11 protein-coding genes and 1 other RNA gene are annotated in these 12,383 nt (G+C 37.4%); 4 read left to right on the top strand and 8 right to left on the bottom strand.

Annotation, left to right across the window (positions count from 1 at the left end; genetic code table 11):
- The first annotated feature begins 232 nt into the window (after positions 1-232).
- On the top strand, positions 233-661 hold the full coding sequence (locus tag IGJ76_RS07415) for a GNAT family N-acetyltransferase (RefSeq protein ID WP_270346688.1): 429 nt from the start codon (positions 233-235) through the stop codon (positions 659-661).
- A gap of 524 nt (positions 662-1,185) precedes the next feature.
- Here IGJ76_RS07415 and IGJ76_RS07420 read toward each other — a convergent pair.
- The gene (locus IGJ76_RS07420) at positions 1,186-2,535 is read right to left on the bottom strand and encodes a DEAD/DEAH box helicase (RefSeq protein WP_270346689.1); all 1,350 of its coding nucleotides are present in this window, start codon (positions 2,533-2,535) and stop codon (positions 1,186-1,188) included.
- Positions 2,536-2,671: 136 nt separating this feature from the next.
- Positions 2,672-3,811, bottom strand: a complete 1,140-nt coding sequence (locus IGJ76_RS07425; protein ID WP_430596531.1) for a VanZ family protein — start codon at positions 3,809-3,811, stop codon at positions 2,672-2,674.
- A gap of 146 nt (positions 3,812-3,957) precedes the next feature.
- On the opposite strand from IGJ76_RS07425, the gene IGJ76_RS07430 reads away from it, so the two are divergent.
- The gene (locus tag IGJ76_RS07430; RefSeq protein ID WP_071868972.1) at positions 3,958-4,284 is read left to right on the top strand and encodes a hypothetical protein; all 327 of its coding nucleotides are present in this window, start codon (positions 3,958-3,960) and stop codon (positions 4,282-4,284) included.
- A 99-nt stretch (positions 4,285-4,383) separates the two neighbouring features.
- Here the strand turns inward: IGJ76_RS07430 and IGJ76_RS07435 are convergent, their stop codons facing one another.
- From IGJ76_RS07435 to IGJ76_RS07460, 6 genes are all read right to left on the bottom strand, one after another.
- Positions 4,384-5,034: an HD domain-containing protein gene (locus IGJ76_RS07435; protein ID WP_086270897.1), complete on the bottom strand. Its 651-nt coding sequence runs from the start codon at positions 5,032-5,034 to the stop codon at positions 4,384-4,386.
- A 97-nt stretch (positions 5,035-5,131) separates the two neighbouring features.
- Positions 5,132-6,628, bottom strand: a complete 1,497-nt coding sequence (locus tag IGJ76_RS07440; RefSeq protein ID WP_430596532.1) for a carboxypeptidase M32 — start codon at positions 6,626-6,628, stop codon at positions 5,132-5,134.
- A gap of 38 nt (positions 6,629-6,666) precedes the next feature.
- A complete protein-coding gene (locus IGJ76_RS07445; protein WP_086270895.1) occupies positions 6,667-7,830 on the bottom strand; it encodes a THUMP domain-containing class I SAM-dependent RNA methyltransferase in 1,164 nt (387 codons plus the stop codon).
- 69 nt (positions 7,831-7,899) lie between these two features.
- Positions 7,900-8,267: RNase P RNA component class B (gene rnpB, locus IGJ76_RS07450), an RNA gene on the bottom strand.
- A 16-nt stretch (positions 8,268-8,283) separates the two neighbouring features.
- Entirely contained in the window at positions 8,284-8,694 is a 411-nt protein-coding gene (gpsB, locus tag IGJ76_RS07455; protein ID WP_067482295.1) for a cell division regulator GpsB, read from the bottom strand.
- Between the two features lie 94 nt (positions 8,695-8,788).
- Positions 8,789-9,328 (bottom strand): DUF1273 domain-containing protein, encoded by a 540-nt coding sequence (locus IGJ76_RS07460; protein ID WP_071868976.1) that lies wholly within the window; start codon positions 9,326-9,328, stop codon positions 8,789-8,791.
- 63 nt (positions 9,329-9,391) lie between these two features.
- Between IGJ76_RS07460 and recU the strand changes: the two genes are divergently transcribed.
- Positions 9,392-10,024 carry a Holliday junction resolvase RecU gene (gene recU / locus IGJ76_RS07465; protein ID WP_413130717.1) on the top strand — a complete coding sequence of 211 codons (633 nt, stop codon included), beginning with the start codon at positions 9,392-9,394 and terminating at the stop codon, positions 10,022-10,024.
- Positions 10,024-12,357, top strand: coding sequence for a PBP1A family penicillin-binding protein (locus tag IGJ76_RS07470; RefSeq protein WP_218657835.1), 2,334 nt, complete (start codon positions 10,024-10,026; stop codon positions 12,355-12,357). Before recU ends, IGJ76_RS07470 begins: the two co-directional genes overlap by 1 nt.
- Positions 12,358-12,383 lie beyond the last annotated feature (26 nt).

The raw sequence follows: 12,383 nt of genomic DNA on the forward strand, positions 1-12,383 counted from the left end.
TTGATATTTCTATCAAAAGAAAAAAGGGAGCAATTTGATTGGTAACTATTCTTTTTTCAGCCTAGAAAGAATTTTCTGTGAGCCCCTAAAAACAAATCATGTCCTTTTTTGTACTCGTTAAGTATACGCACTTCACCGATATCTGTCAATAAAGCTTTTCTATTTTGGCTCTTTTTGCTGCTCTCCGTCTGTGTTACGATAAATAAAAAGAGTTGATTGGAGGAAAAAATTCATGAACGACTTTTTTGGTAATGATACTTGGATTCAAGCAGCAAGCTTCGCACTTCGCTATGAAGTCTTTGTTTTAGAACAACATATTCCACCAGAATGGGAGTTTGATGCACTCGATACCAGTCAAAGAAATTATTTTTTACTCCTTGATGATCTAATTCCTGTTGCGACTTTACGTTATCAACTGAAAAGCGAAACATGTTTTCAGCCTGACCGTTTTTGTGTGGCAAAACCCTACCGCAAAAAAGGCAGTGGACGTTCACTGTTGCTCAAGGCAGAACAAGTTGCCAAAAATAATGGCTGTCGGTTAAGCTATTTAGTCGCTGAGTTAACAGCGCAGTCATTTTATGAACGCTGTGGGTATGTTTCCTGTACGCCACCTTTTGAAGAAGATGGCATTCTTTGTGTAGGCATGGAAAAAATTTTATGATTAGCTAACTCAATAACAGTATAAAAAAACTTAGACAAATCTAAAAAATCTGTTTGTCCTTAACTCTGATTTCAATAGTAAAACCGCCTAAAATCAACGTTTTCAAAAAACGAATTTTAGACGGTTTTTTTCTTGAATATTTTTGTCTCAGACTCTTTTTTACGAATAAACGGTGTTCAAGAAGTAACTCCTTCCAAATAAGCCTAAATTTCACAAAAATTTGAGAAACAATTTCTGAAAATTTATTCTTATTTATTGGAGTTGAACACTTTCTTCACAACCTTACTCACGGTGTTCTCAAAACAACTCCTCAAGAAAGTTTGCATTCACTTCAAAATGTGGACTGCTATTTTGTGTGCTTGCACGCTATCTTGTCGGAGCAAATCGTTTTGCGCCACATCCTCTTTCACGGTGTTTCCCAAGCAACTTCTCGAAATAATTCATAACTGTCCAAAAACATAAGCAGCTATTTTGTCAGTTCTTCATTATTGTTTCGAAGCTGAGCGCTTGGAGCCACAATCTTTTTATTTGTGTGAACTTTTTTTATTTTTACGAGCTGTTCGTGACTGTTGGCGACGTTCGATTTTACGTTCTTGTTTGTTCTTTTCAGCAATCGCCCAATCAATCTTCTTCTTGTAGCCCGGTTTGATTTTTTTCTTTTTCTTTTTCACTAACCCAATCAAGGTTGGATCCAATGTGTCTTTTGATTTTTCGCGTTTTGTTCGACGATTTCGGTCATAAGTTTTCACAATTTCGCCGTCTTTGATTTCTTTCGGTTCAAATTTGACACCTAACGTTTCCAACATGTCAATTGATTGTTCATCACTTGGCGAATAAAGCGTGATTGCCGTTCCTTTGAGACCATTTCTCCCCGTTCGACCGACACGGTGAATGAAGAAATCTGTCTCTTCAGGAATCTCTGCGTTGATCACATGTGAGACCCCTTCAATATCGATTCCTCGTGCAGCAAGGTCGGTTGCTACTACATATTGAAATTCTAAATCTTGTACTTGGCGCATCACGCGTTTACGTTCGCGAGGAGTGATGCCTCCATGAATTTTCGCAACTTTCAAACCTTTTTTCTTCAAATAATCTGCGATTTCATCAACATGTTGTTTCGTATTTGCAAATACAATTGCTAAATACGGATGACCAATTGTCAATAATTGATAGATCATTTTGTTTTTATCTTTGCCTTTCGTCGACATCAACCAGTTTTCAATATCTTCAGAGATAATTGCTTTTGGTTTGATTTCTTCTATAATAGGGTTTTGCATATATTTACGCAAAAATGGACGCAATTTTTCTGGGATTGTTGCTGAGAATACTAAAAATTGAACTTTTTCAGGTAAACGACCTGCGATTTGATCGACTTCATTTAAAAATCCCATATCCAATGTCATATCTGCTTCATCGACAACAAACGCAAATGCTGTATGGATTTTCAACGCTTGTTCATTCATCATATCTAAAATACGACCTGGTGTTCCAACTACGACATGTGGTTGTTGGTGACGTAAACGATCCAATTGGCGTTGCTTATCCGTTCCACCAACAAAATTGCTGACACGAATTTCTGGTGATGAAAATTGTGCAAGCTGATTAGCGGCCTTATAAATTTGTGCAGCTAATTCGCGACTTGGAGCAGTAATGACTACTTGGACTTCTTCCTTTGTAGCATCAATTTTATTAAATAGTGGCAATAAAAATGTATGTGTTTTTCCAGAACCTGTTTGTGATTGACCAACAATATTTTTTCCTTTGGCAATCAATGGAATCAATTTTTCTTGTACTTCCGTTGGTTGCACGAAGCCCTTTGCTGTCAATGCTTCGTTAATAAATGGTTGAAAGTTGAATTTATCAAAATTATTCATCTATGCACCTCTTCTCTTTAATTTTTCACGACTTTGGCATTATAACACAGCCGCATGATTTTTGCTCTCTTATTCTCAAACAGTGATTCGCGCCTTCTTTACAATATCTCATCAGATTTCATCAGCAATTTTCAATTTATTTATTTTTGATCGTGCTGATGGTGTAGGTATGACTTGCTTTTTCATAAAACAAGACACTTTTTTTCCTCACAAACGAAAGTACGAGATTCAAGACAAAAATTCCTTGAGCAAACATCAAGCCCATAAAAACAAAAATCGCCGTCATTTGCAGTACACCAGTTGATTGGTCCATGATTTGTTGTGAAAATTGAATTGCCCAACTCAAACCATAAAACAAGAAATAGAGATAGCTATAACGAATCAACAATGCCTTAAAAGAAATCCGTTCTTTCTTTTCTTCCACAACTTGAATGCGTACAACTTTTTTTCCAAGTGTCTTACCATTTGTTAGATAAGTCAAAACGATAAAATACAAGAAAACTTCTAGGAAAATCCACTCACTGTTCGTCGTAACGACATCTTTTTTGAACATTAATTGTAGCAAAATGGAGATGACACTATCTAGTATTCCCAAAAATACCCAGTCAATCAAATATGCAACCAATCTTCTTGTTAAGGAAACTTTTTGACCTTTCTCATAAGATATCTCATCCATTCTCGCTCTCGTCGGCAACATGAAAGTGAAAATTGGTGCTATAAGATAACCTAGTGTGCCCCCCAGCGTGTTGTGAAACAAATCATTCACATCAAACAAGCGATACGGTCTAGGATAAATAAAGTACAGACCACTTAATTGTGTAAGCTCAAAAAACAACGATAAGCAAAAGCTTGCAATGATTGTTTTTGCAAAAGATAATCTAAAATAATATCTTAAATAAATCCCAAAAGGTACCAGCAATAAGATATTAAACACTGGTTCTAAAAAGACGCTTTGTTTCATCGCAGCTAAATAAGTACTCGGATCATGAATGTTTAATACTGTTTGATTCCAAAAATGGTGCCATGAAGCAAACAACTCCAGCTCCATTTTAGGTCCTGTCATCTGAGCCACCGTTTCCCTTGCTGGTAATGGTAGAATAACTAGAAAATATGCACATAATAGGTAAAATACAAAAGAATAAAGAATAACACCTCGATATAAGAGAAATGTTCCATATTTACGGTATTCATAAATAAAGAAAACCGACGAAATTGCTAGTGCTAAAAATGGAAATACAAATAATGCAAACCGAATTGGTTCAATATAACTTGCCATAACAGCCCACCACACTTTTTATAAATTTTCTTGAGTATCAACATACATTTTATCAAGCATTTCAATGCTTAATCAAGCAACGACGCTATTATTTCTCAATTCAGCCAATTTGAAGTATCATAAATGGTATACGAGGAGGTGTCGAAGTGCTGAATTTCTATTTTGTCTTTGGAGTTCCAGTTTTTTTATTCGTGCTGTATTTAGGATTTGCGTATCTACGCAAAAAAACCAAAATCCATTATCTAGGTTTTATTTTGTTGATTATTTCCGGCTTCATGATGGTTTTCAACCTTCAAACATGGCAACAAGCCGCCACTGAACTGCAGAACATTTCGTCACAAACACTTTCCGCTCAAATCGGTTATCCAGTTTATCTGATCTGGTTACCAATCATTGTAGCTGGTTGTTTATTCTTCTTAAATCTGATTCGTGGCTATCGTCGCTTAACAAGTTTTAAGAAAAAGAACTCTTAGCTTTTTACTAACATAAATACTACGATAATTGTCGTGGTATTTTGTTTTTCATTTAAGTTTACATAATAAATAATTAGTTAACAAATTCCATTTACTCCGCTAATCACTTGTATTCTCCCACTCTTGATAAAATTCTTTTAAAAAATCACGCATAAATCGTTCACGACGTTGCGCTTCTGTTTTCCCATAAACGGTATTCATTTGTGCAGGCAATAAAAATAACTTTTCATAAAAATGATTGATAACGGTGGAACCTTTACGATAATCGGCTTTATTCGCATACTTTTGCGGCAGCATCTCAGGATCATGAATGGGATGACCATGTCCACCACCAAAATAAGCTGTTCTCAAAATCCCAATTGCACCTAATGCATCCAGCCGATCTGCATCTTGAACAATTTCTCCTTCAATCGTTAATTCTTCAGCATTTTCTCCAAGACTTTTAGAAAAGGACATATTTTCAATAATAGAAAAAATTGCGGTGATTTGATGCTCGGTTAAATCAATCTCTTTTAAAAAAGTAACTAATTCTTTTTTCGCCTGTGCTTCATCAGAAACAACTTTATCATCAATCGTATCGTGAAGATAAGCCGCCGCCAAGGTAATTTCTCGATTAGCAGTTGGTTCTGTTGCTAAGATATCTGTTGCTAACTGAACAACTCGCTTCGTATGGTCTTCTCCATGACCTGTTTGATCATTTTTCAATTGATTGAAACTATACGCAGCTATCTTTTTTAGTTTTTCGCCCATTTTTCTACCCCCACATTAATTTTTCTCCTCATTTTTAACAAATTCATCGAACAGAAAAAGTCTGGAACAAATGAAGCAATGTTCCAGACTTCCAGTTTTAGTTTACTTGGTACACGTCGAAGTATAGGTTTCGCATATATTCAATCAAATAATTAGGATTTAGTGGTTCATTTGTAGCATCCTGAATCAATTGGTTTGGTTTTCTTGAAGCCCCATATTGGTGAATATGTTTTTCCATCCACTTCTTGATTGGGGAATAGTCATCTGAAGCTAAAACCTCATCAATTGACAATTCTTTTTCTAATGCATGTAATAGTTGCGCTGCATACATGTACCCAAGAGCATATGAAGGGAAATAGCCAAAGCTTGCACCTGACCAGTGGACATCTTGAAGGATTCCTTCCAGATCATTGGTTGGCCGAACACCTAAATATTCTTCGTATTTTTGATTCCAGACTTCTGGAAGTTCAGCAATTGCTAAATTTTCATTGAAAATCATTTTCTCGATTTCGTAACGAATAATAATATGCAAAGGATAAGTTAAACTATCTGCCTCAATGCGAATCAAACTTGCTCGTGTACGTTTCAATGAGCGGTAGAAATCAGCAAACGCAATATCAGCAAATGCCCCTTCTGCACATTCTTGGAAGAAAGGATATTGTTTTTCCCAGAAGCTTCGATTACTTCCAACAATAATTTCGTTAAATAAAGATTGCGATTCATGAATGCCCATTGAAGCGCCTTGATAAACGGGTGTATACGCATATTTATCGTCAATATCTTGTTCATACATTCCGTGACCTGCTTCATGGATAACACCAAAAACAGCCATTTGAAAATCATGTTCATTCCAACGAGTTGTGATTCGTGCATCATTGGGATTGATACCGGTCATAAATGGATGGATTGTATCATCTAAACGCCCTCGGCTGAAATCATACCCTAATTGTTCGATAACGCCCACAACGAATCGTTTTTGTTGTTCTTTCGTCATTTTACGTGAAAGAAAACTGGTTTCAGGTTCTGTTCCTTTTTCACTAATTTCTTCACGAATAGACATGATTCCATCTTTTAATTGTGCAAATACTTTGTCTAGAATTTCAACAGTCATGCCTGGTTCATACTGATTCAACAGCACGTCATAAGGTGTCTTTTCATCTTTTTGCCAATAAGGAATCAGCTCTTTGGTCAATTCAATATTTTGTGTCAACGCTGATTCAAAATCAGCAAACTGTTTTGTTTCTCGTGATTTTTGCCATTGACCATGCGCAGAAGAAATTGCTGCGCTATATTTTGTCATCAATTCTTGAGGCACATTATGTTCTAGTTCAAAGTCTTCTTTCACTTTTCGATATGCGGTTTGACCTACTTCAGACAATTCTTCTGGATGCTCGCCAAAATAAGCAAGTGCTTCCTCGATTTTAGGTCCTACTTTTTTCGCAAAGTAAAGGCTGTACAAGTAACTGTCAACAGCACTACGGTATTCACTGGCTTTTTCAGGCATCCCTGTCTGTGTATCCCAGTCCAAAATACCTAATGCTTGTTGCAAAAGGTTAATTTCTTTTAATTCTTGTAAAAATTCTGTTTCTTTCATCTGTCATTCCTCCAAAAATCCAAATTTAAAAACAAATCCTAATCTTCTTTTTTCACACGAGGTGGACGTGTTCCCCAGTACTGGAATAAATCAGTTCTTAAAGCACCGTTATATAATTTACGTTTCTTTGTTGCTTTTTGTCCGTAATATTCTTCAAATGCTAAATCACTGGTCAAGATGTATTTACTCCATGTTTTCAATGGTCTAAATACGTCACCCATTTCTCGATACAGCTTACGAACTGTTTCTTCCTCACCCAAGCGTTCTCCATACGGTGGGTTAGCAACGATTACGCCATATTCTTTATCCGTCTTGAAATCTTTCAACGCTTGTTGCTTAAAGGTAATTGAATCACCCAATCCAATTTCTTCCGCATTCGCTTTTGCGATTTCAATCATTCGTCCATTGATATCTGAACCAGTAATATCTAGTTCTACATCGTAATCAGCTTGTTCTTCTGCTGCAGCACGTACTTCTTCCATGATGTTATTGTCAAACCATTCCCATGATTCACAAACAAACTCACGGTTAAATCCTGGTGCAATATTGTGTCCAATTAAGGCTGCCTCAATACAAATAGTTCCAGAACCACAAACAGGATCATAAAAAGGACGATCTTTACGCCATGTTGTTAGTGCGATTAGCGCAGCTGCCATATTTTCTTTTAATGGTGCGCCACCTTTTTCCAAACGATAGCCACGTTTAAATAAACTTGGTCCTGTCGTATCTAACGTGACCATCACATGGTCTTTCAGCAAAGCAACTTCTAATTGAAAATGAGCACCGGTTTCTGTCAACGGTACAGAAGCTGGCCGGTGATAATACGTACGCAAACGATCAACAATTGCTTTCTTAGTGATTGCTTGACAATCTGGTGTACTATATAGTTTTGATTTAATCGATTTTCCAGCAACTGGAAATTCTGCATCTAAAGGTAAAAAATCTTCCCATGGTAAAGCTTTCACATTTTCAAATAATTCATCAAACGTAAATGCATCAAACTCACCTACAACGATTTTGACACGGTCTGCTGTACGCAACCATAAGTTCGCTGTTGCGATTGTTTCCATCGTGCCCTCAAAACGCGCACGACCGTTTTCCACTTGACAATCAATTCCTAAATCACGTAGTTCTTTCCCAACAAGAGCTTCTAAACCGCTTGCGGCAGTTGCTACAAGGTTAAATTTTCTATTTTTATCCATACTAGTCTCCTTATTTATAAAAAAAACCTTCACAACATCGTTGGAAGGTATTCCCTGATTATTGCGATTTTCTGTAAGCCATGTTTTGTCCTTTATTCCTCCAGGGAGAAGAAATAAAGGGGTAACCATCTATCTGCAGTTTACCTGCCCTTTTGCCTTGTTCTGATTCCTAGCAAAAAGCGCCCCTACCATTGTTTGGGTTGCTCGCTCGAGGGGTTTACCGCGTTCCACCGAATAAGTTTCCCGATTCGCTTCGTCACTGTGGCACTTTCAAGGATACTAAAGCATAGTCGAAACCTTAGCTCGTTTTCCTGCCGTTACTCCTTAGAGTACCTTAGCTTATCTTTTCGCTAAGCACGAACACTACAGACATCACAGTCTGTGCGAGCATGGACTTTCCTCAGCCTGATCAAGTCAGACCGCGATTACCCGAAAACCGCAAAAATTCACTAATTAAAATTGACGTGTTTTTTCGTTGTCATCACTTGCATCTGCATTTGTATAGTTGCCTGCATTTGGTTGTGCAGAAGCAGCTGGTGTTGCTTGGTCAAGTTTTTTTCCAAAAACTTCACGTTCAAGATTTGATAAACGTTTCAAAATATCAAAGTTTGTTACTGCTGTACTCTTAGGTGCTTCTGTTGGTTGCACGCGAGTTTGTGTTCCTTGTGTTTTTGATAGTTGAGCAACTTTAGCACTCAAACGATCATTTTCTTCTTGTAAAGCAAGGAGTTCTTTGCTGTATGCTTCATAATCTTTAATAATATTGTCCAAAAATTCGTCGACTTCAATCGGATCGTATCCACGCATTTTGGTTTTGAATTCTTGTTGTAAAATGTCTTTTGGACTATAAATCAAATTCGCCATATTTACACCTCTATTTAATTCTCGTTTACATTATAACTTTTCTACTTTTCCCATTGTATCGGAAAAATAACTATAAATCAAACACTATCTACTTTTATTCCACAGAATTTTGTAAATCATCCATGCTAATCAAATGAATCTCGTAAGGTTTAACTTCCTGCATTTTTTTTGCATCACGCAAAAAATAATCTGTTTTTCCAATGTATTCTGGGTCATAGATCAACAAAGTACCATCTGTATGTGTAAGTAGAAATTGTGTATGATTTTTTAATTGATTAGGATTTTTATAAGGTAGATGACTGACCGACTCAACGTAGTCTGCCACTTGTTCCGCTAACATTTTCTTTTCTTGATTTGTTTCGTTCCAATTACTACCAAATTCAGCAAACGGATAAATAATTCCTAGATGTAATTTAGGATACTCTTGCTTCAATTCGGCTACAACTTCAGTAACCCATAACTCAACACCAAGGTTGCCACTGCTAATCACCCACTCTAATCCTTCTTCCGTTAATTGGCGAATTTCTTTTTTTAAAACATTTTTAATAACTTTGATTTTTGGATCCTTTTCCTGAAAAACACCCAGTTCAAAGCTTCGATAGCCTGAAACATAGATTACTTTCAATTGATTCACCGCCTGATTTCTTTTCTTTCTCTGCTTTTTTTTGCTATAATGTGCGCAGGAGTGTGATTAAATATGGTCTTACGCTACCCTAATGGCCAACCTTATTCTAAGGATGCCTCTTCAAAACCAAAAATTCAAGGAAAAAAAACTTCTCCTACTATTTTTGGTAACCGAGGTATGTCATTTGAAGAAGCTATCAATGAAAGCAACAACTTTTATCTGTCAAAAAATTTGGCAGTCGTTCACAAGAAACCAACACCTATTCAAATCGTTAAAGTCGATTACCCTCGAAGAAGTGCCGCAGTGATTAAGGAAGCTTACTTTACCCAAGCTTCGACAACAGATTACAACGGTGTCTATCGAGGTTTCTATTTGGATTTTGAAGCGAAAGAGACAAAAAATAAAACCTCTTTTCCATTCAACAACTTTCACGAACATCAAATCAAACACATGGAGTCTTGTTTAAAACAAGATGGTATCTGTTTTGTTTTACTATGGTTTTCTAGTCTAAAACGTTGCTTCTATTTAAATAGTACACATCTGATCGACTATTGGTATCAACAAAAAGATGGCGGTAGAAAGTCTTTGCCACTCGCATTGATTGAAGAACTTGGCATTGAAATCACCCCTGGTTTCCTACCACGCGTCCCTTATCTTGATGCCGTCGATCGCTATCTATCATTATCAAAAGGAGAAAAGCACTAATGGCAAATGAACAAACGAGAACTTCGCGAAGAAAAGCAAGTCCTCCCCAGAAAAAAGGAACGAAATCAAGTTCTGGAAATGGCTCTGGTAAACAAAAAAACGGAAAAAATTTGATTGTCAAAATCTTACTTGGTCTTGTTTTTATTGGTTGTATCTTATTCTTATCTGGTGTTGGTCTGTTTTGGTTTTATGCAAAAGACGCCCCTGCCCTCACTGACAAAGAATTAGACGCTACTGTTTCGTCAAAGCTTTATACTTCCACCGGCGAACTATTTGAGGATCTCGGTGCAGAAAAACGCGAAAAAATCACCGCCAATGAATTGCCACAGCAATTACAAGACGCCATCGTTTCTGTCGAGGATCGTCGTTTCTACAAACATATTGGTGTCGATCCTGTCCGCATTCTGGGTTCGGCGTTATCAAACTTTACGTCTGGCGGACTACAAGGCGGAAGTACTTTGACTCAGCAATTGATCAAACTTTCCTTCTTCTCAACCAAAGCAGAAGATCAAACGCTAAAGAGAAAAGCACAAGAAGCTTGGATGGCTGTCAAGCTAGAGCAAGAAAAATCAAAAGAAGAAATTCTGACTTACTACGTAAATAAAGTCTATATGGCAAATGGTTTTTATGGCATGGAAACAGCCGCAGAAATGTACTTTGGAAAAAGATTACCCGAGTTATCGTTAGCACAAACGGCGCTTCTAGCTGGGATGCCTCAAGCACCTTCCGCTTATGATCCATATACTTATCCTGAACAAGCAAAAAAACGCCGTGACATTGTCCTTTACACAATGCTGCAAAACGAAAAAATCACTCAAGCAGAGTACGATCAAGCAGTAAATGTGCCCGTAACAGATGGCCTGCAAGAATTATCTTCAGGTGATGACAATACAAAAATCGTAGATAACTATGTAAAAGAAGTAATCAACGAGATCGAAGAAAAAACAGACAAGAATGTTTACACCGATGGTCTTGATATTTACACAAATCTTGATTTAGATGCTCAGAAACAACTATATAATATTGTAAATACCGATCAATACGTCACTTATCCTGATGATCAAATGCAAGTTGCTTCCACTTTGATTGACACAAAAACAGGACAAGTCAAAGCACAAATCGGTGCTCGAAAAGTCGCTGAAGACGTTACTCTTGGAAACAACCTGGCTGTCAATACATCACGTGATTTTGGTTCAACGATGAAGCCAATTACGGATTATGCACCTGCCTTTGAGTATTTAAAATATTCTACTGGCAAAACGATTTCCGATGCTCCTTATAACTACGAAGGAACAACTACGCCTGTCATGAACTGGGATAACCGCTACATGGGGACAATCACTTTACGACAAGCACTATACGACTCACGAAATGTTCCGGCAGTTAAACTCTTTAACGAAGTTGGTGCGGACAAGGTCGCTTCTTTCTTAAGCGGCATTGGTATTGATTACCGTACGATTCATCAATCAAACGCCATTTCAAGTAATACAGAAGAGCAGGACGGAACAAAATATGGTGCTTCTTCCTTAAAAATGGCGGCGGCTTACGCAGCTTTAGCCAACGGTGGTACCTACTACAAACCACAATACGTCAACAAAGTAATCTATCAGGACGGAACAGAGGAAACATTTGATCCTGAAGGAACCAGAGCGATGTCAGAAGAAACTGCCTACATGGTAACTGATATCTTGAAAGATACTTTGACAAAAGGAACTGGGACTAACGCTCAGATTCCCGGCTTATACCAAGCTGGTAAGACTGGCACATCTAACTATACAGACGATGAATACGCAAAAATTGGTCTTTCTTCTGGTGTCTATCCTGATATTTTATTTGCTGGATATACACCAAACTATGCGATTTCGGTTTGGACAGGCTACAATGAGAAGATGACACCAGTTACTGATGCTTCATCACACGTTGCTTCTGATGTCTATCGTGAATTGATGCAATATGTTTCTGCCAATGTTTCAAATGAAGATTGGGTCATGCCAAATGATTTGATTCGTGTAAACAATGAACTTTATTATAAAGACCAGTATACTGTACCAAGTTACAGCGCACCAAAAATTTCCAATGTTCCAGTACCTAGTTCAACGGTTGAACCAGAAACAAGCACTACTTCGTCAACCACTGTTGAGTCAAGCACAGAATCTTCAACAACGGTTGAAAGCAGCTCCTCTTCTAGCTCTTCAGTAGAACCAGCGCCTTCAAGTTCGAGCAGCTCATCGACAGTTGAATCAGAAACATCACCAGAAACACCTTCAACTGAGCCACCAACAAGTGATACTGAAAACGCCGCTCGCTCTGAAAAAGCTAGTTCGAGTTCATAAGTTATTACTGATAACTAATTGAGCAG

Origin of the sequence: Enterococcus sp. DIV0175 (genome assembly GCF_050529075.1) — a bacterium.
Taxonomy (GTDB): domain Bacteria; phylum Bacillota; class Bacilli; order Lactobacillales; family Enterococcaceae; genus Enterococcus_B; species Enterococcus_B thailandicus.

Coding starts and splice junctions, on each gene's coding strand:
- IGJ76_RS07415 (WP_270346688.1), top strand. CDS start 233: ATGAACGACTTTTTTGGTAATGATACTTGGATTCAAGCAGCAAGCTTC.
- IGJ76_RS07420 (WP_270346689.1), bottom strand. CDS start 2,535: ATGAATAATTTTGATAAATTCAACTTTCAACCATTTATTAACGAAGCA.
- gpsB (WP_067482295.1), bottom strand. CDS start 8,694: ATGGCGAATTTGATTTATAGTCCAAAAGACATTTTACAACAAGAATTC.
- IGJ76_RS07445 (WP_086270895.1), bottom strand. CDS start 7,830: ATGGATAAAAATAGAAAATTTAACCTTGTAGCAACTGCCGCAAGCGGT.
- IGJ76_RS07425 (WP_430596531.1), bottom strand. CDS start 3,811: ATGGCAAGTTATATTGAACCAATTCGGTTTGCATTATTTGTATTTCCA.
- IGJ76_RS07435 (WP_086270897.1), bottom strand. CDS start 5,034: ATGGGCGAAAAACTAAAAAAGATAGCTGCGTATAGTTTCAATCAATTG.
- IGJ76_RS07440 (WP_430596532.1), bottom strand. CDS start 6,628: ATGAAAGAAACAGAATTTTTACAAGAATTAAAAGAAATTAACCTTTTG.
- recU (WP_413130717.1), top strand. CDS start 9,392: ATGGTCTTACGCTACCCTAATGGCCAACCTTATTCTAAGGATGCCTCT.
- IGJ76_RS07470 (WP_218657835.1), top strand. CDS start 10,024: ATGGCAAATGAACAAACGAGAACTTCGCGAAGAAAAGCAAGTCCTCCC.